At 70.2% G+C, this 20,066-nt stretch carries 21 protein-coding genes and 1 tRNA gene; 12 read left to right on the forward strand and 10 right to left on the reverse strand.

Features of this window, described 5'->3' with window-relative positions; translation table 11 throughout:
• Window positions 1-41: 41 nt before the first annotated feature.
• From GPZ80_RS30155 to GPZ80_RS30165, 3 genes are read right to left on the reverse strand one after another with little or no spacing between them, the layout of a single operon-like run.
• Window positions 42-1,013 (reverse strand): NAD(P)-dependent alcohol dehydrogenase, encoded by a 972-nt coding sequence (locus GPZ80_RS30155; protein ID WP_187224509.1) that lies wholly within the window; start codon window positions 1,011-1,013, stop codon window positions 42-44.
• A complete protein-coding gene (locus GPZ80_RS30160) occupies window positions 1,010-1,237 on the reverse strand; it encodes a helix-turn-helix transcriptional regulator (protein WP_187224510.1) in 228 nt (75 codons plus the stop codon). The genes GPZ80_RS30155 and GPZ80_RS30160 overlap by 4 nt, the downstream gene beginning before the upstream one ends.
• Window positions 1,231-1,659, reverse strand: coding sequence for a hypothetical protein (locus tag GPZ80_RS30165; RefSeq protein WP_312880656.1), 429 nt, complete (start codon window positions 1,657-1,659; stop codon window positions 1,231-1,233). The genes GPZ80_RS30160 and GPZ80_RS30165 overlap by 7 nt, the downstream gene beginning before the upstream one ends.
• A 167-nt stretch (window positions 1,660-1,826) precedes the next feature.
• On the opposite strand from GPZ80_RS30165, the gene GPZ80_RS30170 reads away from it, so the two are divergent.
• The gene (locus GPZ80_RS30170) at window positions 1,827-2,081 is read left to right on the forward strand and encodes a hypothetical protein (protein ID WP_187224511.1); all 255 of its coding nucleotides are present in this window, start codon (window positions 1,827-1,829) and stop codon (window positions 2,079-2,081) included.
• Between the two features lie 68 nt (window positions 2,082-2,149).
• On the opposite strand, the gene GPZ80_RS32275 is transcribed toward GPZ80_RS30170, so the two are convergent.
• The gene (locus tag GPZ80_RS32275) at window positions 2,150-3,112 is read right to left on the reverse strand and encodes an excalibur calcium-binding domain-containing protein (RefSeq protein WP_222720082.1); all 963 of its coding nucleotides are present in this window, start codon (window positions 3,110-3,112) and stop codon (window positions 2,150-2,152) included.
• Between the two features lie 202 nt (window positions 3,113-3,314).
• Here GPZ80_RS32275 and cutA point away from each other — a divergent pair, with 202 nt between their 5' ends.
• A complete protein-coding gene (cutA, locus tag GPZ80_RS30180; RefSeq protein ID WP_187224512.1) occupies window positions 3,315-3,629 on the forward strand; it encodes a divalent-cation tolerance protein CutA in 315 nt (104 codons plus the stop codon).
• 49 nt (window positions 3,630-3,678) lie between these two features.
• Here cutA and GPZ80_RS32280 read toward each other — a convergent pair whose 3' ends face one another.
• Together GPZ80_RS32280 and GPZ80_RS30190 are read right to left on the reverse strand one after the other, a co-directional pair.
• Entirely contained in the window at window positions 3,679-4,941 is a 1,263-nt protein-coding gene (locus GPZ80_RS32280; protein WP_246477632.1) for a lytic transglycosylase domain-containing protein, read from the reverse strand.
• A 166-nt stretch (window positions 4,942-5,107) separates the two neighbouring features.
• Window positions 5,108-5,566, reverse strand: coding sequence for a SixA phosphatase family protein (locus GPZ80_RS30190; protein ID WP_187224513.1), 459 nt, complete (start codon window positions 5,564-5,566; stop codon window positions 5,108-5,110).
• 155 nt (window positions 5,567-5,721) lie between these two features.
• Here GPZ80_RS30190 and GPZ80_RS30195 point away from each other — a divergent pair, with 155 nt between their 5' ends.
• From GPZ80_RS30195 to GPZ80_RS30215, 5 genes are all read left to right on the forward strand, one after another.
• A complete protein-coding gene (locus GPZ80_RS30195) occupies window positions 5,722-8,463 on the forward strand; it encodes a helix-turn-helix transcriptional regulator (RefSeq protein WP_187224514.1) in 2,742 nt (913 codons plus the stop codon).
• 81 nt (window positions 8,464-8,544) lie between these two features.
• A complete protein-coding gene (locus GPZ80_RS30200; protein WP_187224515.1) occupies window positions 8,545-9,036 on the forward strand; it encodes a hypothetical protein in 492 nt (163 codons plus the stop codon).
• On the forward strand, window positions 9,033-9,554 hold the full coding sequence (locus GPZ80_RS30205) for a YceI family protein (protein WP_187224516.1): 522 nt from the start codon (window positions 9,033-9,035) through the stop codon (window positions 9,552-9,554). Before GPZ80_RS30200 ends, GPZ80_RS30205 begins: the two co-directional genes overlap by 4 nt.
• On the forward strand, window positions 9,551-10,123 hold the full coding sequence (locus GPZ80_RS30210) for a collagen-like protein (RefSeq protein ID WP_187224517.1): 573 nt from the start codon (window positions 9,551-9,553) through the stop codon (window positions 10,121-10,123). Before GPZ80_RS30205 ends, GPZ80_RS30210 begins: the two co-directional genes overlap by 4 nt.
• Before the next feature lie 75 nt (window positions 10,124-10,198).
• Window positions 10,199-12,226 carry a neutral/alkaline ceramidase gene (locus tag GPZ80_RS30215; RefSeq protein ID WP_222720083.1) on the forward strand — a complete coding sequence of 676 codons (2,028 nt, stop codon included), beginning with the start codon at window positions 10,199-10,201 and terminating at the stop codon, window positions 12,224-12,226.
• A 170-nt stretch (window positions 12,227-12,396) separates the two neighbouring features.
• On the opposite strand, the gene GPZ80_RS30220 is transcribed toward GPZ80_RS30215, so the two are convergent.
• The 3 genes from GPZ80_RS30220 to hrpB are packed head-to-tail and all read right to left on the reverse strand — an operon-like array spanning window position 12,397 to window position 15,837.
• Window positions 12,397-12,894 (reverse strand): DUF2127 domain-containing protein, encoded by a 498-nt coding sequence (locus GPZ80_RS30220; RefSeq protein ID WP_187224518.1) that lies wholly within the window; start codon window positions 12,892-12,894, stop codon window positions 12,397-12,399.
• Window positions 12,895-12,931: 37 nt separating this feature from the next.
• Complete coding sequence (locus GPZ80_RS30225; protein ID WP_187224519.1) at window positions 12,932-13,429, reverse strand: GNAT family N-acetyltransferase; 498 nt, start codon at window positions 13,427-13,429, stop codon at window positions 12,932-12,934.
• Complete coding sequence (gene hrpB / locus GPZ80_RS30230; RefSeq protein WP_187224520.1) at window positions 13,426-15,837, reverse strand: ATP-dependent helicase HrpB; 2,412 nt, start codon at window positions 15,835-15,837, stop codon at window positions 13,426-13,428. The genes GPZ80_RS30225 and hrpB overlap by 4 nt, the downstream gene beginning before the upstream one ends.
• Before the next feature lie 77 nt (window positions 15,838-15,914).
• Between hrpB and GPZ80_RS30235 the strand changes: the two genes are divergently transcribed.
• Together GPZ80_RS30235 and GPZ80_RS30240 are read left to right on the forward strand one after the other, a co-directional pair.
• Window positions 15,915-16,376 (forward strand): MauE/DoxX family redox-associated membrane protein, encoded by a 462-nt coding sequence (locus GPZ80_RS30235; protein ID WP_187224528.1) that lies wholly within the window; start codon window positions 15,915-15,917, stop codon window positions 16,374-16,376.
• Between the two features lie 13 nt (window positions 16,377-16,389).
• Complete coding sequence (locus tag GPZ80_RS30240; protein ID WP_187224521.1) at window positions 16,390-17,190, forward strand: DsbA family protein; 801 nt, start codon at window positions 16,390-16,392, stop codon at window positions 17,188-17,190.
• Window position 17,191: 1 nt separating this feature from the next.
• Here GPZ80_RS30240 and GPZ80_RS30245 read toward each other — a convergent pair whose 3' ends face one another.
• Entirely contained in the window at window positions 17,192-18,520 is a 1,329-nt protein-coding gene (locus GPZ80_RS30245) for a phenylacetate--CoA ligase family protein (RefSeq protein ID WP_312880657.1), read from the reverse strand.
• A gap of 119 nt (window positions 18,521-18,639) precedes the next feature.
• Between GPZ80_RS30245 and GPZ80_RS30250 the strand changes: the two genes are divergently transcribed.
• From GPZ80_RS30250 to GPZ80_RS32285, 3 genes are all read left to right on the forward strand, one after another.
• Window positions 18,640-18,712, forward strand: a tRNA-Ala gene (locus tag GPZ80_RS30250).
• Between the two features lie 858 nt (window positions 18,713-19,570).
• Window positions 19,571-19,795: a hypothetical protein gene (locus GPZ80_RS30255; protein WP_187224522.1), complete on the forward strand. Its 225-nt coding sequence runs from the start codon at window positions 19,571-19,573 to the stop codon at window positions 19,793-19,795.
• An 18-nt stretch (window positions 19,796-19,813) separates the two neighbouring features.
• Window positions 19,814-20,066, forward strand: a 253-nt coding sequence (locus GPZ80_RS32285) for a hypothetical protein (RefSeq protein WP_222720085.1), incomplete at its 3' end; no start/stop codon positions are given.

Below are 20,066 nucleotides of genomic sequence, written 5' to 3' on the forward strand. Positions count from 1 at the left end.
TCGCCAAGAGCGGACGGACCTCCGTGCTTCAGCCTCGCCGCTCAGATGGTGATGACGACCTTGCCGCGATTGTGCCCCTCCTCGAGGTGTCGGATCGCCTTGGCGGCCTCGCCCAGCGGGTAGGTGCGGTCGATGACGGGAACGACTTTCCCCGCCTCGATGTGCGCGGTCAGCGCCTCGAGGTCGGTGCTGGTTTCCTTCGCTATCAACCCGCACAGCTTCTGGCCGACGAACGGTGACAGCATGGCGGCCCGCAGCGAACGGCCGAAGCCGCCGGTCCAGCGACCCCCTCCTTCGCCGCCGACGATCACCAGTATTCCCTTGGCGGCGAGAGCCTTTCGCAGCTTCGGCAGCGGGCGGTTGCCCGCGATGTCGAGGACGAGGTCGTAGCGGCGACCGCCTTCGGTGAAGTCCTCGCGGGTGTAGTCGATGACGTGGTCCGCGCCGATAGACCGGACCAGGTCCGTCTTCGTCGTGCTGCACACCCCGGTCACCTCGGCGCCGAAGGCTTTGGCGAGTTGCACGGCGAAGGTGCCGACGCCGCCCGCCGCGCCGATGACCAGGACATGCTGTCCCGCCTTGATTTCGCCGGCGTCGCGCAGCGCCTGCAGGGCGGTGCCGGCGGAGATCGGGACCGCTGCCGCCTGGGCGAAGGAAAGGCCCGCGGGCTTGAGCGCCAACCGGTCCTCGCGGGCTGTCGCGTACTCGGCGAAGGAGCCTTCGCAAGTGCCATATACCTCGTCCCCGGGCTTGAACCGGGTGACGTTCCGGCCGACCGCCTCGACCCGGCCCGCGACGTCTCGGCCCCGGGTGGCGACTTTCGGCTTGCGCAGGCCGAAACCCGCGATTCGGACCAGGTACGGCATTCCGGTCATCAGGTGCCAGACGCCCGGGTCGACGCCCGCGGCCCGGACGGCCAGGAGGACGTCGTTGTCGCCCGCCGTGGGTCTCTCGATCTCGCGCAGTGCCAACACATCCGCCGAGCCGTAGATGTCCTGGACGATCGCCTTCATGGTGTTTCTCCTTCTGGGTACTGGAACACGTCGTCGAGCGGGACGCCGAACACCTTGGCGATCTGAAAAGCCATCTCCAGGGACGGCGAGTAGCGGCCCTGCTCGATGGCGATGACGGTCTGGCGGGTGACGCCGATGCGCTTGGCCAGCTCGGCCTGCGTCATCTCCCCGTGCGCGAATCGCAGGGCGCGGATCGTGTTGGTGACCTTGGTTGACTTCACCATGCCTGGAAACCCCGGCGGTAGGCGGCGAGTTTCGCCATGGAACCGAGGGCCGCGGACAGCGCGAAGCCGAGGTAGATCGTGTTGGCGATCCAGAAGTGGTTCCACTGGGCCATCGACATCAACATCGCGGCCACCGCGCCGATGACGACGAATGACATGCCGATGTAGTCGCCGAACCGGGCGATCTCACGGTCGCGCTGGTCCTTCTGCGCGGCGTCCTCGCGCGACGCGATCGAGACCACGATGTTCAGCACGATCGTCGCGACGATCGAGCCGATGATCGTCCACAGCATCGTCGACACGTAGGGGACGTCAGCGAGTGGAACGTCGCCGGTCCGTCCGAGAACGGTGATCAGGTAGACCCCGTACGCCGCGACCGTGACCACCAGCATGATCCACGCGCGTTTCTCTTCGAACGCCACAGCAGCTCCCGATGTAAAGCAAAGTTGACATGGATGAACGTAAAGCAGAACTGACTCCATGTCAAAATTTCTTTACTTCAACCCGGTCCGCTCGACCTTGGTCGAGGTGACTCGCGCGGACGTATGTCCGGCCGTCGGGGCTTACCCCAGGTTGCTCGGGAGCTGCCATGAGACGTCTCGCGTTGGTTCTTTCGGCGATCGCGCTGCTGGTCGGCGCGACGCCGTCCGCCCAGGCCGACGCGCCCGCAATGGTGCGGGTGCTGACGTGTTCGGACGGCACGACGTTCACCGGTGAGCACGTCCGGTTCGGCGGCGGCTCGCCTCCTCGGACCTGGCGCAACGTCGTCACCGGCGAGGACCCGATCGCGTTCGTCTTCTTCGCCTCCACCGTCACCGCACCGGACGGAACCACGACCTGGTGACGTGCGGCTTCGTCATCCCCGAAGGCCCGCTCACCGGCTTCGTCGGCTACTTCATCGGGACGTGAGTGTCACTCGCAGGCGACCCCGTCGCCATCGCGGTCGAGGTCGTAGATGTCGCTGCCGATGACCCGGACCGGTCCGCGCACGTAGGCCGGGCCGTTGCCGCTGCCGCCCGCGCAGTCGACGTCGGAGGCGACGGGGACGCAGCCGGAGTAGTTCTCGTCGCAGTTGCTCGCCGCGGTCGTGGGGGCGGGCTTGGGTGGGGCGGGCGCGACGGTCGTGGTCCGCTTTGTCGTCGTGACCGGCGCCTTCGTCGGAGCCGCAGGCGGCGGAGCGGCCTCGGTGGTGACTGGGGGAGGAGCGATCTCCGGAGTCGTCGGCGGCGGCGTGGTGGTGGTCGTTGTCGTTGTGGTGCTTGAGGTTGTGGTCGTGGTGAGCACCGTGTCGCTCGCCGTGGGGGCGTCCTCGCCGCTGCCCGCGATGACGGCGATGAGGGTGATCACGCCGACGACACCCGCGACGACGAAGCCCGCTCCATGGTTCGACTTGGCCTTGCTCGGCACCGGGGCTCGCATCGGCGGGACGGCGTGCGACACCGGATCCATCGGGCGCACCGGCCCGGCCGGGACCGGCGGCATGGTGCGCGTCATGGGGGCCACGGGAACGCCGTCGGTGTGGCGCGGGAGGTAGAGCTCCAGTTCGATGCCGCGCTTGCCGAGGTGGACCAGGGCCTCGCAGCCCGGGCGGGCGCCGCGCGCGGACACCGACCGCAGGAACGGCGCGTACCGCTGCGACATCGCGTAGGTGAGCTCGCCGACCCGCGAGCCGTCCAGCCGCACTTCGATCGCCTGCTGGCCCTCGTACTTCCCGGATCCGATGGTGCACCAAGCCAGTTCGACGGCGACCCGCCGCGGCACGTCGCCGTGGACCGGGTAGCGCGCCAGGATGTGCTGGTGGTGTTCCTCGCGGGTGACGGTCACGGGCACGGCGGGCTCGAACATGTGCAGGCCTGCCGACGAGTTCTCGATCAAAGCGGTCGCCTCTTCGGGCCGAAGGTGCGCGCGGACGGGCCGCGCCTCGTGGTGTGCGCCGGGCGCGCCCCCGCCTGCCCTGCTTCGCGGTCGGGGCAACGAATTCGTGCCCGGCCGACGTTTGTTCATCGGTCAACAAAGTGATTCGTTACGGTCGGTCCCTGATCGGACACTGACCGATACACGACAGAAAGGAGCCGGGATGCGGATTGTGGTCACCACGACGGGAACCGCGGAGGACGCCGAGCGGCTGGCTGACGGCATGGTGGGGGAGCGGCTCGCGGCGTGTGTCCAGATCGTCGGCCCGGTGCGCAGCGTGTACCGCTGGGATGGCGAGATCCAACACGAACAGGAATGGCAGTGCTGGATCAAGACCGCGGCCGACCGCGTCGACGCGCTCACCGAGTGGATCAAGGGGAACCACCCGTACGACGTTCCGGAAGTCGTCACCCTGCCGGTGCTCGACGGCAATGCGGACTACCTGTCCTGGGTGACCACGGAAACCCGACCGGGATGACGAGACGGCAGGCCTCCATGGTGCAGGCCTGCCGTCTCGCTGAACCGCGCTATCGGGGCCGCGGGACCCAGACCGTCCAGTCGTACCAGTCGGTGCCCGGAGCCGGAGCCGGTGCGGGAGCGGGAGCGGGTGCCGGGGCAGGCGCCGGTGCGGGAGCCGGGGCAGGCGCTGGTGCCGGTGCGGGTGCGGGGGCAGGCGCCGGTGCGGGAGCCGGGGCAGGGGCCGGGGCAGGCGCTGGTGCCGGTGCGGGTGCCGGTGCCGGTGCCGGTGCCCCGGGGACACCGGGCGCGGGCGCGGGGGCAGGCTGCGGTGCCGGGAGCTGGGGGTTGGGGAGTTCGCCGGGTGCGCCGGGGACCGGGGGACTGATCGGCAGCTGCGGGTTGCCCGGGTTCTGCGTAGCCGCCACGGGGGACGGTGCGGGCAGCGCCAGGACGCCGGGGTCGGAGCCGCGCGAGTCGGGCTTCGCAGGCGCCTGCGGGATCGCGGTGACCCCGTTGGCGTAGGTGGCGGCCCAGGTCAGCACCGTGTTGACGTACTCCTGGGAGTGGTTGTAGCGGAACACTGACTTCGCGGCCTGGCTCGGGTCGGACAGGTCCATCCCACCCGAACAGAGGTAGCGGCCCGCGGACACCGCCGCGTCATAGACGTTGTGCGGGTCGGCGACACCGTCGCCGGTGGCGTCGGCGCCGTAGCGCGCCCAGGTCGCCGGGATGAACTGCATCGGGCCGACCGCGCGGTCCCAGGTGCGGTCGCCGTCGTGGGTGCCGCCGTCGGTGTCGCGGATCGCGGCGAATCCGTTGCCGTTCAACGCGGGACCGAGGATCGGCGACACGGTCTTGCCGTCGCTGTCGACCTGTCCGCCGCGGGCGTGGCCGGACTCGATCCGCCCGATGCTCGCCAGCAGCGACCAGGTCAGCTTGCAGCCGGGCTGCGTGGTCGCCAGCAGGGACTCGGCCCGCAGGTACGCGCGCAGAACGACCTCGGGGACCGCGGCGCCGCCGACGGGCAGGGCGGCGAGGACGTCGAGGGGCACGACGGGCGCGGTTGGCTCGGCGGCCGACGGCGAAGGCAGTTCGCCGTTGACGGCGTACTCCTCGTCGGCCGGGAAGGGGCCGACCGGCGTGACCGGCGCGATGTCGCCGGACTTGCTCGCGTCTTGTGTGGACAGTGGGGAGGTTCCGTCACTCGCGACCATGGCCAGCAGGACGGCCAGCGGGGTCGCCGCGGTCGCCAGTCCGGCCATCCGGCGCGGCCGCCGCGGCTTGCGCTGCTTGGCGGTCTTCACGGCCGGGGGCTTGCGATGCCTCGCCATCGAATACACCTTCCACGACGCCGCGGTGACACCTGTCACCTGTGGGTAAGGAGACAGTGCCCGATGGCGAAGGGAAAATCACGAGGCTTTGTCGCGACCCCTGAATAGTTGGCGTTCCCGGACGAGGCCTTGAGTCCGCCTCTGTCGCATACTGACAAATCCTGGGCTAAGGCCGGATTTTCTCCGTCATGACAAGTTCACCGGACCGGAACCCACGTGCGCACTTCACGACCGACAGTGTGGAGGTTTTGAGCACCGGGTGCTCTCCGGTAAGGCTGCCGACCAGCAGTTCGAGATCAGGGTTGTGACCGATCACGAGCACCGTCTTCACCTCGGCGAGCGAGCCCAGCAGGTCCAGGATCGCCTCGGCGCCCTCACCGTAGAGCTGCTCTTCGAACCGGACTTCCGGGACCGCGGGCAGCTCGGCGGAGACCAGATCCCAGGTCTGGCGCGTCCGCGTCGCGGGCGAGACCAGGGCGAGGTCGATGTCCGGAACGTGCTCGGCGAGCCAGCGGCCCACGGCGGGTGCCTCGATCCGGCCGCGGTCGGCCAGCGGCCTGCGGTAGTCGGGCACACCCTCCGGCCATGCGGACTTCGCGTGTCGCAGGATCACCAGGCGCGGCATCGAGCCTCCTCGTCGTCTGGTCCATATCGAACCAGTTCGACGAGCGGGAGGACGCCACCGCCCCGGCGGCGCCCGCAAACCTGGCGGGGATCGTCGTCAGGGTCCAGTAGGCGTGCCCCCTATCGCCGGAGCGCCGGCCAAGCGACAATCCGGGCATGCCGGGAGTGATCGGTCGCGCGACCGAGCTGACCAGGGTGGACGCCGCGCTCGCCGCCGCCGCCGCGGCGGGCCGGGGCGCGGTGCTGCTCATCGCCGGTCCGGCGGGCATCGGCAAGACCCGGTTGGTCGACTCCCTGGTCACTCGGGCGGCCGAGCGCGCCATCCCCGTCGCCCGCGGAAACTGTGTGCCGGACGAGGGCGCGCCCGCGCTCTGGCCCTGGTGGCAAGCGCTTGCGGACCGTCCGGAACTCGCCGCCCGACTCGACCTCGACACCGACGCGGATCCCGGACTGTCGGTCGCGGCAAGGCTGCGCGCGTTCGACTCGCTGTTGCGCGAGCTGTCCGGGCAGGCGCGGGTGATCGTGCTGGAAGACCTGCATTGGGCCGACGAGTCGACGCTGGCGCTGCTGCGGCTGGCCGTGGGCAGACCCGGGCTGCTGGTCGCCGCGACCTACCGCGACGACGAACAGGGTCCCGCGCTGCGGGCCGCCGTCGAGCACCTGCGCCGCGACGCCTCGACCGCACTGCTCACGCTCGGCCCCTGGGGCGACGCCGAGGTCGCCGAGTTCGTCGCCGGTCAGGCCGATCCGTCGTGGGCGGCGCTGCTGCGCCGCGTGTCGGGCGGGAACCCGCTGTACGCGGGCGAGCTGCTGACCGCGCTCACGGCCGCGGGCCTCGGCCGGTCGCCCGCGACCGCGCGGTGGCCCCTGGGGGTGCCGGAACAACTGCGCGGGATCGTCGCCGCCCGGCTCGACTCGCTTCCCCCGGCCGCCGCCCGGGTGGCGAGGGCGTGCGCGGTCATCGGCGTGGACAGCACCGCGGAGGAGATCGCCATGCTGGTCGGCGAATCGCCCGACGCGGTGCGGGCCGGCGCGGACGACGCGCGCGGTCTGCTGCGTCAGGACGGCCGGATCGCGTTCGGCCACATGCTCGTCCGGGACGCGGTCTACGGCTGTGTGTCCACATCGGACCGCCTGCGCTGGCACCGGAAGCTCGCCGAGGCCGTCGAATCCGGCGCCTTGCCCGGCGAGTCGGTCACCCATCGGCTCCGGTCCATCACCGACGCCGAGAGCCGGTCGGCGGCGGTCCGGGCCTGTCGGGACGCCGCGGGGAAAGCGTTGTCCCGCTTGGCTTACGACCGGGCTGCGGAGCTGTACGACGCCGCGGCGGGGGTGCTGCGGGTCGACGACCCGGACCGGGTGGACCTGCTGCTGGACGCCGCGGAGATGTGGTACCGCGCCGGGCGCGCCGACGACGCGGTCGACCGCTGCGAGGCGGTCGCTTCGCTCGATCCGGCGCCCGACCGGCTCGTGCGTGCCGCGCTGACCGTGCGCGGCATCAACGGCGCCGTGTCCAGCAGGCTGGTCCTGTTGTGCGACCGAGCGCTTTCCGGTGCGGATGACGTCGGGCGCGCGCGGGTCCTCGCCCAGCGCGCGATCGCCCTGGCCGATGTGGTACACCACGACCAAGCTGAGGAACCGAGCCGGGAGGCGCTCGAACTGGCCGAGCGCACCGGCGATCCGCTCGCCTTGGCCGATGCCCTGCGCGCGCGGCAACAGGTCCTCAGTGGACCATGGTTCGTCGCCGAACGGCTGGAGCTCGCCCGGCGGATGCTCGCGCTCGGGCCGAAAGCGCTGCTCGACGGCGAACTGTGGGGTCGGGTGTGGCGCATCGACGCGGCGCTGCAACTCGGTTCGATGGCCGCCCTCGACGATGAACTCGCCATGCTCAAGCTCTACGCCGACCGGGTCGGCCTGCCCAACGCGCTGTGGCACTACCACCGGATGTGTGCGGTCCGCTCGGTGCTGCTGGGCGCGTTCGACCTCGCCGACGAGCAGGCGGATCAGGCCTTGGCGATGGGCAGGCAGCTCTCCGATCCGAGCGCGGAGGGCCTCGACATCCCGTTCCGCGCGGAACTGCGGTTGCTGCAGGGGCGCGCCGCGGAAAAGCTCGACGCGGTGTCTGAACTCGTCTCCCTCGCGCCGATGCCGGTGGTCTACGCCCAGATGGGCCGGTTCCTGCTCGATTCCGGTGACCCGGACGGCGCGCTCGCCCTGTTCGAGCGGCTGCGTCCATCGTTGCCTGACCTGCCGCGCGATGGCCGGTGGCTCCCCACTGTCGCCTCGGGAGCCGTGCTCGCCGCCCATCTCGGCGACGCCGACACAGCTCGCCGCTGTTACGAGGAACTGTTGCCGACGGCCCAGTACTACCAGGCCGCCGGTTCCGGGACCGTCATCTGCGTGGGATCGGTGTCGCGGCCGCTGGGCCGGGTCGCGGCCGCGCTCGGTTGGCGCGACGAAGCGATCCGGCACTTCGAGAACGCGATCGCCATGGACGACCGGATCGGCGCGCTTCCCTTCCGGGCTGAGGCGGAGGTGGCGCTCGCCGAGGTCCTCGTCGGCGGCGGACGGGCCGAGATCGCGCGTGCGGGCCGGATCGCGCGGCAGGCCGCGGTGACCGCGCGCAGGCTGGGCATGCCGCCGACCGTCGCGCGGGCGGACGCCGTGCTCGCCGAGGTCCGCCGGGCCCAACACGACGCCGTGCCGCTGACCGCGCGTGAACGCGAAGTGCTCACGCTGCTCGCCGTGGGAGCGCCGAACCGGACGATCGCCGACAAGCTCGTGCTCTCGGAGCGGACCGTCGAGACCCACGTCAGCAACGTGCTCGCCAAACTTGGCGTGGCTAACCGGGCGCAGGCCGCCACCTGGGCCGTGGAGAACGGGCACGGAACCGCGTAGTCGGTCTCCGTACTTCCCCGGATCCGCCGCCCCACCGACCGCGCGAAGGTCGTGGGGACAAGGAAACGGGAGGTGAGCGCGATGTACGCGCGAATCCACAAATCCACGGGCGCCCCGCCCGACGGGGCCCGCGAGGCGCACACGTACCGAAGGCTCGCGGCAGACGACGAACTGATGGTGTCGCTATTCGACACCAGGGAAGACGCGGCGGCCGACCCGACCGCCGAGTGGTACGAGGTCGAGTCCGACCACCCCGGCGCCGGTTCGCCCGCGGGCGTGGCCGCGTTCCTCTACTTCGACGGCCCGATCAGCGACGAGGTCCACCAGGCCGCGGAGCGCGCTCACCGCGAACGGATCGCCCCGGCGATGCGCACGCAGCCGGGGGTGAGTCGGGCGCTGGTGCTGTGGCAGCCGCAGCGGCGCACGGCGCTGGTGGTCTCCACGGCCGACTCCGTCGAGTCGATCGAGGCGGGCCAGCGCGCCGTCGCGACGATGGAGCTGTTGCCGGGCGAGGACGCGGCGCTGCTGCCGGGGCCGGACCGGGTCGAGCTGTTCTGGGCGGTGGCGTCATGACCGCCGGGGTGACGCCGGTCGCGATCGAGCTGCCGGAGTCGGCGCGGTACCGGCTGGCGCCAACCAGGTGTTCCGCGCGGTTCACGGTGGCGAAGCTGGGCCTGTTCCGGGTGTCGGGCGAGTTCACGGTCACCTCGGGCACGGTCTCGGTCGCCGACGGGGTGGCGAGCGTGCACGCCGAACTGGACGCGGCGAGTTTCCGGACCGCCATGTCCCAGCGGGACAAGGACATCAAGTCCCCGAAGTTCCTCGACGTCGCCGTGTTCCCGACGCTGGTCTACGACGGCGAACTGGTCGGTGACCGAATCGAGGGGACGCTGCGGGTGCGTGACCGGGCGGTGCCGACCGACTTGGCGCTGACCGCCGTGCACTTCGGAACCGACGGGGTCGACGTCACCGCCACCGCGCGGCTCGACCGGTTCGAGGCCGGTTTGACGAGGGCGAAGGGAATCGTCGGGCAGTTCGTCGATATCGCGCTGACGGTCACGTTGGTGCGCTCGGAAGGGGAGCGGTCATGACCGTCGGTCGAGTAGTGGGTGTGCTGGGTGTTGTCGGCGTGCTGGTCGCGGGAGGCGGCGTCGCGATGGCGGTGTCGACGGATCCGGTGACCATCAACGCCTGCGTGAACAACAAGAGCGGCGCGGTCCGGATCGTGGATGCCGCGGGCTCCTGCCACACCACGTACGAACGGCCGCTGGTCTGGAACCAGCAGGGGCCTGCGGGCCAGGAGGGGCCTGCTGGGCCTGTCGGGCCTGCTGGGCCTGTCGGACCCGCTGGGCCTGTCGGGCCTGCTGGACCGGCGGGGGCCGACGGGGCGCCGCTCTGGACCGTCATCGACTACACCTTTGGCGACAACGCCCTGTTCCCCAGAGCGCGCCCGAGCACTCATGTCCTGGGCGTCGAAATGGTCGGCGGGCGCACGGACGTCACGTTCGACCGGGACGTCCACGGGTGCGCCGCGCAGGTCACGCCCCACTTCCCCCGGCTGACGGCGAGCGCGAGGCCGGTCGGGAACAAGGTCGAGGTGCACCTTCACGAAGGGACGGTGGAGACGCCACGGGCGTTCTCGCTTGTGGTCTTCTGCTGAGGGGTTCCGCGAGTGGCTCGCGTCACGTATGGTTCCACGAAAGTGAAGTTGATTCACATATGCGGGAGCAGACGGATGCGGGCCACTCGCCGATCGATCATCGCCACCATGCTGGCCGCGCTCGCGGGCGCCGTCGTCCTCGCCGGTCTGCCGACCGCGCAGGCCGCGCCGCCGCCGACGACGTACCTGGTCGGACGGGGTATCTCCGACGTGACCGGGCCTGCGGCTGAGAACGGCATGATGGGGTACTCGAAGTTCGACCAGAAGACGACGGGCATCCACCAGCGCCAGCGCTCTCGCGCGTTCATCACCGTCGACCAGGCCACCGGCAAGCGCGTCGCCTATGTGAACGCCGACCTCGGCATGATCTTCCGGGCGGTGCAGGAAGGCGTGCTGGGCAAGCTGAAGTCCCGCTACGGCGACCTCTACACCCAGCAGAACGTGCTGCTCTCGGCCACGCACACGCACGCCGGGCCGGGTGGTTACTCGCACAACCTGGCGTACAACCTCGCCATTCTGGGTTTCCAGAAGCAGACCTTCGACGCGACCGTCGACGGCATCGTCGAGTCCGTGGTCAAGGCGCACGACGACCTCAAGCCCGGGACGATCAGCATCGGCCGGGGCGAGTTGACCAACGCGAGCGTGAACCGGTCGCGGGTGGCGTTCGAGCAGAACCCGGCGTCGGACAAGGCCCAGTTCCCCAACGCGATCGACCCGGCGATGACCGTGCTGCGGTTCAAACAGGGCGCGCAGGACGTTGGCGCGATCAGCTGGTTCGCCACCCACAACACGTCGATGACGAACACGAACACGCTGATCAGCGTGGACAACAAGGGCTACGCGGCCTACCAGTGGGAGCACGACCAGAAGGGCGTGCGGTACCTGGACAACCGCCCCGGTTTCGTCGCCGCGTTCCCCAACACCAACGCGGGCGACATGTCGCCGAACCTGAACCTGCGGCCCGGCTCCGGGCCCACCGAGGACGAGTTCGAGAACACCCGAATCATCGGCGAACGCCAGAACACCAAGGCGAACGAGATCTTCGCCGGCCCGCAGACCCCGGTCAGCGGCGGCATCGACTACCGCATGCGGTTCGTCGACATGTCCGCGGTCACCGTCGACGGCCGCTACACCACCGACGGCCAGTCGCGCCGCACCTGCCCCGGCGTGGTCGGCGCGTCGACGCTCGCGGGCAGCATCGAGGATGGCCCGGGGCTGCCGCTGTTCAGCGAGGGCATGGTCAACCCGATCGCCGCGCTGCTGGAGCCGCTGGACGTCGAGGTCCCGCAGTGGGTCAAGGACTGCCAGTACCCGAAGACGACCGCCGTCCCCACGGGCCTCGTCGAGGCGACGCCGAACGTGCTGCCGCTGCAGGTCGTGAAGCTGGGGCAGTTCCACCTGATCGCCGTCCCCGCGGAAGTCACCGTCGTCTCCGGGCTGCGGCTGCGGCGCACGGTCGCGGCGGAGCTGGGGGTGCCGCTGGAGAACGTGCTGATCCAGGGCTACGCCAACGACTACAGCCAGTACGTGACGACCCCGGAGGAGTACGACAAGCAGCAGTACGAGGGCGGCTCCACCCTCTTCGGCCGCGACACCCTGCCCGCCTACCAGCAGGAGTTCGCCAAGCTCGCCCAGTCACTTCGTTCAGGCTCGGCGTTGACCCAGGGAGCGACCCCGACGAAGCCGCTGCCGGCCGAACTGAACCTGCAAACCGGCGTCGTGTTCGACGACAAGGGACTGTTGCAGAGCTTCGGGCAGGTGCTGACCGAGCCGGCGGCGGCGTACGGACGCGGACAGACCGTGACCACGAAGTTCGTGACCGGCCACCCGAAGAACAACCTCCGCCGCAACGGCACCTACCTGGAGGTCCAACGCGAGACCGCGGGCCAGTGGAAACGAATCGCCGACGACGGCGACTGGTCGACCAGGTACCACTGGGCGCGGGTCGGGGTGGCCAACTCGGAGGCGACGATCACTTGGACGATCCCGGCGAACGCGCCGCCGGGCCGGTACCGGATCGTCCACCACGGCGACTGGAAGAGCGGCTGGACCGGCGAGATCACCCCGTTCACGGGCGCTTCGCGGGCGTTCACGGTGAATTGAGAGAACCGCCCCAGTCCGACAAACCCAGCCCGACAACCCCAGCCCGACAAACCCCACCCGCCCTGGGGGCCTGCCCTGCTCCAGTCTATCGGCGAGGGGTGTCGGAAACCGGGGTTCGTGGGGTGTCTGTGGATAACCGATGCGGCTGTGGATAGCCTGGGGAACGCAGGTCAGCGCGGGTTCTGGCCAGTCAGAGGGGGAGCCGCGACCGGTGGCTGGGCCTGTTGCTGCGACTTCCAGAACTCCCGGGCGACCACCACGACCACCGCCGTGTCCACCACTGCGAACACCGCCAACCCCAGCGAACCGGTGCGGACCGCGCGGATGGTCTCGTAGGCGACCAGGGCGCTAAAGACCAGGCACGCCAAGGGGTACGCGCGAACGGCGCGTCGGTGCAGGGTGTAGGCCAGGCCGAGCTTCAGCACCCCGTGCAGGAGCAGGAAGACGACGGCGAAGGTGCGGCCGCCCTCGGCCGCCCGGGTCAGGTCGTCGGCGATGGCCCCGCTGTGGTCGCCCAACAGGTCGCGGCTGACGACGGCGTTGGCGATGCCGCTGATCACCGCGGGCGGCACCGCGGCCAGCAGCAGCGCACCCAGCACCTGCATGGCCCCGTCGAGGCTCTTGACCAGCACGGCCAGGCTGAACAGGGTGGACTTCGTTCGCGTCACCCCCTCAGCATGCCGTCGGTCGCGCGGTTGTGTCAGCTCAATCGACCCTTTGCTCCAGCACCTGCCCCGGCCAGTCGTCCACCGTGAACGTGGCCGACGGGGTGAAACCGTTGCGCACGTAGTAGTCCACCAACCGGCCCCGCGCGCCCGCCCAGCAGTCGACGCGCAGCAGGCCGATGCCGAGCGCGCGGGTCCGGGCGCGGGCGAAGTCGAGCAGGTCGGACCCGATCCCGCGACCCGCGAGCCTGCGGGAGGTGATCAGGAACCGGATGTACACCTCCGGCTCGTCGACCGGCGGGATCATTTCCGGGGGCTCGCCCAGCACCAGCGCACCCGCGGGCGCGCCGTCGGCCTCGGCGATCCACAGCAGCCCGCTCTCAGCCATCGCCCGCACCCGTGCCACCCGCTTGGGCTGTGCCGACCACGGTTCACTGCCCCACTGTTCGCTCTGGCCGCGCTCGACCATCCATGCCACCGCCTCGTCGAGGAAGGCGAGCATGGTGTCAGCGTCGGCGGGCCCACCGGGCCGGATCATCGGGACTCCTTTCGCTGGATGCTGTGCCGTGTCGGGGGAGCGGTTGTCGGGTCCTCCGGCCATCGGTGCTTCGGGTACCGCCCCCGCAACTCCGCCCGTACCCGCGGGTAGCCGGTCGTCCAGAATCCCGCGAGGTCCCCGGTCACCGCGGTCGGCCTGCCCGCGGGCGAGAGCAGCCGCAGGACGACGGGCACGCGGCCGTCGACCACCGTCGGGCTTTCCGTCCACCCGAACACCTCCTGCACCTTCACCGGAAGCGCGGGCTGGTCACCGCTGTAGTCGACTCGGACCTTGGAGCCCGACGGGACCTCGATCCGTTCGGGCACGAGTTCCTCCAGCCGGGTCGCGGCAGGCCACGGAAGGAGCGTCCGCAAGGCGGCGGTCATGTCGACGCGACCCAGGTCGGCGCGGTTTCGGGCGTTGCCGATCCAGGACTCGGCGGCGGCCAGCAGGGCGTTGTCGTCCACCGCGGGCCACGGATCGCCCAGGGTGCGGTGCAGCAGGTCGAGCCGGGCGCGCAGGGAAAGGGCCCGCTCGTCGAAGCGGACCAGGCCGAGCCCGTGTTTGCGCAGTCCTTCCTGGATGGCCGCGCGCACGTCCTGCGCGGGCGGTTTCGGCAAGGGCCGCTCGTGCAGCACGATCGCACCCAGCCTGCGGATCCGGCGCGCCACCACGTCGTCGACCCACACCACCTCATCCACTGTGGACACCAGCGCGGGCGCCGCGGTGACCGCGAGTTCCTCGTCGGCCCGGGCGGCGAGCCGGACGCGGCCGTGCGCGCTGCCCGGCACCCGGTCCGCCACCGCGACCGCCAGCCACTCCGGATCGCCGAGCCCACTTCCCGGCGGCAACTCCACGGCTGTGCCGCCCGCCATCAGGTAGACGGCCGAATCCTTGCCCCGTCTGCGCGCCAGGCGTTCGGGGTGTGCCAAGGCGATGATCAGCGCCGGGTCCACGCGGCCGGTCGACTTGCCCTCCACTAACCGGGCGAGCCGGTTCGCCTCCCGGCGCCAGCGCTGCGACCTGGGTGACCCCTCGCGCAGCGCGCGCAGGCTGCTGTCGATGTCGGTGCTCGCCGCGAGCGTGTCGTCGTCGAGCACGGCGACCACCTCCGCGGCCTCCCGGCCGCCGAACTTGGCCGCGCCGTCCAGGAGTGCCCGCGCGATCCGCGGGTGCAGACCGAGCCTGGCGATCGCCGTGCCGCGCGGCGTGACGGCGTCGCCGTCCAAGGCGCCCAGCGCGCGCAGCGTTTCCTGGGCCGCCGCCAGCGGACCCGCGGGCGGTGCGTCCCACCAGCGCAGACCGCTGCCGTCCGGGGTGCCCCAGCAGGCGAGTTCCAGGGTCAGCCGGGTCAGGTCGGCGTTGCGGATCTCCGGCTCGGGGTAGCGCGGAAGCGTCGCGTGCTCGTGTTCCGGCCAACACCGGTACACCCGCCCCGGCGCCTCGCGGCCCGCCCGCCCGGCCCGCTGGTCAGCCACCGCCGCCGACACCCGCACCGTGATCAGACCCGCCATCCCGCGTCGGTGGTCCACCCGCGACACCCGCGACTGCCCGGCGTCGACCACCACGCGCACACCGGGGACCGTGAGGCTCGATTCCGCGACAGCTGTCGACAACACCACGCGGCGACGTGGACCCGGTTTGAGGGCCGCGTCCTGTTCGCCGGTGGGAAGCCTGCCGTGCAACGGGAGGACGTCCGCGTCGATGCCCGCGAGCGCCCCCGCGACCCGGCGGATCTCCGCCGCGCCCGGCAGGAACACGAGGACGTCACCCTCCACTTCGGACAACGCGGTGCGCACGGCCCTTGCCACGCAAGCCTCGACGCGCTCCCCGCGCAGTGGCGGCACATACCGGTAGTCCACGGGGAACGTGCGCGCGTCCACCCGGATGATCGGGGCGTCGCCGAGCAGCGCCGCCAGCTTCTCTTCCGCTACCGTCGCACTCGTCGCCAGCAGCCGCAGGTCCGGTCGCAGCCCGTCGCGCGCGTCGAGCAACAGCGCGAGGAGCAGGTCGGCGTCGAGGTGGCGCTCGTGGCACTCGTCGAGCAGCACGGTGTCCACACCGGACAGTTCGGGATCGGACTGCAGGCGCCGCACCAGAAGCCCGGAGGTGACGACCTCGATCCGGGTGTCCTTGGACGTCTTCCGGTCGCCGCGCACGGCGTAGCCCACCGTGCGGCCCACCGGCTCGCCCAGCAGCGCCGCCATCCGCGCGGCGGCGGCACGCGCGGCCAGCCTGCGCGGCTCGGCGACGACCACCGTGCCGCCCGACTCGGCCAGAGCGAGCGGCACCAGGGTCGTCTTGCCGGTCCCCGGCGGCGCGACAAGCACCGCCGTGCCGTGAAGATCAACCAATCGGGTGATCTCCGGCAGGGCGGAGCGCACGGGCAGGTCCGGCAGCGTTGCCATACGCCCAGCTTCTCAGGTTGCACTCAGCGTGCGCGGGTAGCCTCCGCACTGTGACCAAGGCGTCCGTTCTGGACGGTATCGGCACTTTGCTCCGAGTCGGGCTCGCCGCGGTGTGGCTGGTCTCCGGCTGGATCAAGGTCAGCGATCCCAACCAGACCTTCATCGCGGTTCAGGCCTACGACCTGCTGCCCAGCGCACTGGTGAGCGTCGTCGCCGCGGCGATGCCGTTCCTCGAGCTCGCGCTCGGCGTGCTGCTGCTCGTCGGGCTCGGCACGCGGCTGTCGGCGGCGTTGTCGATCCTCGTGCTGCTGGCGTTCATCGGCGCCGTGGCGCAGTCGTGGGCGCGTGGGCTGAGCATCGACTGCGGCTGCTTCGGCGGCGGCGGGCCGGTGGCGGAGGGGCAGACGAAGTATCCACAGGAGATCGCCCGGGACCTCGGTTTCCTGGCGTTGGCGGTGTGGCTGACGATTCGGCCGAGGACGTGGTTGTCCGTCGACGGCCGGTTCGGCGCGCGAAGCAGTGTCGAAGAGACGAGTTAGGAAGGTCGGACAGGTGGGTGGAGCGGAGCGCAGCGCGCGCAAGCGCAAGCAGCAGGGGAGCGCCCCGGCAGCGGGCGCCAAGGCGGTCGCGGCGGCGAGAAGCGGTGGCGGCGACCGCAGCAAGGTCATCCTCGCGGTGGTGGCCGTGCTGGTGATCGCGGGCGCGGTCATCGGCGGGGTGATCTACACGAACAACCAGAAGAACGCCACCAAGGACAAGGCGATCGCCGTGCAGACGGTGCAGCTCGACGTCCCGGTGAAGCGTGACGGCGGTGTCGTGGTGGTAGGGCAGGACGGGGCCAAGGCGACCCTCGACATCTACGAGGACTTCCTCTGCCCCGCGTGCGCGTCCTTCGAGGAGGGCTTCGGGCCCAAGATCGAGGAAAAGGTCAAGGACGGCAGCCTCAAAGTCCGCTTCCACCTGCTCAACCTGCTGAACAACAGGTCCGACCCGGAGGGCTACTCCACCGACTCGGCCAACGCCGCGCTGCTCGCCGCCGACGAGGGCAAGTTCCTCTCCTTCCACAAGAGCCTGTTCAAAGACCAGCCCGCCGAGGGCGCCCGCGGGTGGACCAAGGACCAGCTGATCGAGCTCGGCAAGGCCGTGGGGGTCACCTCGCAGGCGTTCGTCGACGGGGTCCGCTCGGGCAAGTACGACGCGCTGGTCAGCGAGGAATACCAGAAGGCGCGCGCCGACGAGGCCCTGCAGCAGGACTTCAACGGCCAGAAGGGCTTCGGCACGCCGACCCTCGCCTCCGGTGGCAAGGCCATCGACACCGAAGACCCGAACTGGCTCGCCAAGCTGACCGGCTGAGTCACCCCATCCCCGGCAGCGGCGCGTCGCCCTCGGTCCACCGGACCAGGCGGCGCGCCTTGCCCGTCTCGGTGCGCGGCACGCTGCCCGGCTGCAGAACCCGCACGTCACACCCGATGCCCAGCCGCTCCCGCAGCGCCGCGCCCAAGTCGTCAGCGAGTGTCGACCCGGCCGACCCGGCCATCGGCTCCACCGCGACCCGCAGTTCCGGCCGCGCGACCTGGCGGCGGTCTTCGATGATCAGATAGTGCGGGCTGACCCGGTCGTCGGCGAGCAGCACGGCTTCGACCTCGGTGGGGAACACGTTGACCCCGCGCACAACCAGCATGTCGTCGGTCCGACCCAGCAACTTCGACATCCGGCGCAAGGTCCTGGGGGAGCCGTTGACCGGCCCGGCCAGGGTGGCGACGTCGCCGGTCCGGTAGCGCAGCAGCGGCATCCCGGTCTTGGTGAGCGTGGTGAACACCAGTTCGCCCGGCGTCCCGTCCGGCACCGGGTTGCCGTCGCCGTCGACGCACTCGACGAAGAAATGGTCCTCGGCGACGTTCAACATGCCCTCGGAGTCCAGCGACTCGGCGGCCACACCAGGCCCGATGATCTCCGAGAGCCCATAGATGTCGAGGGCACGGATCCCCAGCAGCCGCTCGATCTGGACCCGCATCTCATTCGTCCAGGGCTCCGCGCCGTGCACCCCGACCTTGAGGCTCGTCGGCTCCACCCCGGCGGCCACCATCGCCTCACCGAGGTGGATCGCATACGAGGGGGTGCAAGTCAGGACGTCGGGGCGCAGGTCCTGGATCAGCCGGACCTGCCGGTCGGTCATCCCACCGGACACCGGCACGACTGTCGCCCCCAGCCGAATGGCGCCGTGGTGCACCCCGACACCCCCGGTGAACAGCCCGTACCCGTACGCGTTGTGAACCACACTGTGTCGCGTGGCCCCCGCGCCGCCCAGCGCCCGAGCCATCACCTCCGCCCAGATGCCCAGGTCAGCGGCGGTGTAGGGGATCAGAGTCGGTCGGCCGCCGGTGCCCGAGGACCCGTGGACGCAGACGATCTCCTCGGCCTCCACCGCCCGCAACCCGTGCGGGTAGTGCTCCCACAGGTCCCGCTTGCGCACGGTGGGGAGCTTGGGGAGGTCGTCCAGCTCGGCGTCGGCCCCCTTGCGCACCCCACAGTCGCGGAGCCGCTGAGCCTGAATCCCACCCGCGGCCAGCAGCCGGTCGATGAGATCACCGAGCCGCTGCCGCTGCAGCTCCCGACGACGGTCGGCGGTCATGCCTTCGGCGGTCGCGTCCACCATGGGGACGACGCTGTCCAGTACGGTCACGATCACCGGTCTAACAGGCTGGCCGCCCCGTGGGAAGACCCCCGATTTCAACCGGGGGAAACCTGTGGGGTAATCTGTTCACACACGCCAGGGAGCCCCCTCCCGAACGTGACTGACCTGGGGCTGTGGCGCAGCTGGTAGCGCATCACACTGGCAGTGTGAGGGTCAGGGGTTCGAGTCCCCTCAGCTCCACAAGTGAATTGCTTTCAATTTCGCCCGCTGACCTGTGTGAACAGGACGGCGGGCGATCTTGTTTGTGCGTCCCAAGTGGACGGTGGTGTACCGAACTGGAGAAAAACCGGAGAATCGATTTTCTGGACCCGAAATAGGGTCAACGATTCTCTCCAGACTTGGTGGTCCGATCGGGTGATCCTGACGACGATCTTTGTGATGGTCGCTGACCAGCGTTGATGACGCGGTGGGCCGCTCAGATGCGTTCGGCGGAGCAATGCGCGTACGGGGACGTCGGGGGCACCGCCGCCGGCTGGGCGCGGCTGCTGGGCTTGGCGGACGTCGGTTCACTTCGGTCCGCCAGCCTCATCGCAGGCTTCGCAGCCATTCGCCCGGTCGCCGCGGCCGGTCGCGACGCGGCATCCACACGGGCCGGGGGCGGTCAGCACACGGCTCGACCACCAGACTTTCGACCACCTGCACCTCCGTCGCAAACAAGGTCATGACCGGCGTGGTGGTTCTCAGGACTTGAGTACACGCAGACGCCCGGACTTTCTCTGTATGTGCCCGGCAAACGCTCAGCTCAGCCATGCACATGAACCCGGACATCGACAAGAGCCTGGCATCGCGACCCGTGCTCAAGGCTTGCCGGGCTCGATCAGCAGCGACCGCTGCAGTGACAAGTCCCACTCGATCGGAGGGTGTCACGCTGCCGCAAAATGGCCCTGGCATCGACCGTGCTCCATTACTTTGGGTCAGCGTGCGGTCGCTCAGACCGCAGCCGCGGGGGACGATTCAGGGGGCACTGTGACACAGCCTGGCGGATTCGCCATCGACATTAAACGCGCGCACACAGCAGCTACAACTTCCTTTCCCAGGGTGGCAGTGCATCTTGGGGCGCAACTGATGGTGCTGCGGCAGCATGAAGGGCTTGACGGCACAGGTGGCAACATCCCGGCTGTGGCCAATCTTCAGAACGTCTACGCCGGCTACACGGACATGCTCGCCAGTCGTCTGGCGGATGCCGTCGACATCATTGCGGAGACAGGCGGGGCCCTCGAGGAGATCGTCACGCTTTACCGGCGCGTTGACGGCCAAAGTTGAGCGGGGGGCTGAAGCCAAATGAGCAATCCGTGGCCATCCGACGACGCCTTGTATGACGGTGCCTCGCAAGTTGCCCACAAGTTCGTCGAACTCATGCTCGCGAAGAACCCGTTCGAACCGGACGAAGCATATTCCTGGCTGTCGGGAAATCTGCACAAGTTCCACCGGAACGCTGAACACTTCATGACGCTGGATCCAGCCAGAATCACCGACGAATACGAGCGCATGCAGTCCGTGTGTCAATGGCCAGTTCGTTCTCCCCGTAGGCGGC

This window comes from Actinokineospora xionganensis (assembly GCF_014323725.1).
GTDB lineage: Bacteria > Actinomycetota > Actinomycetes > Mycobacteriales > Pseudonocardiaceae > Actinokineospora > Actinokineospora xionganensis.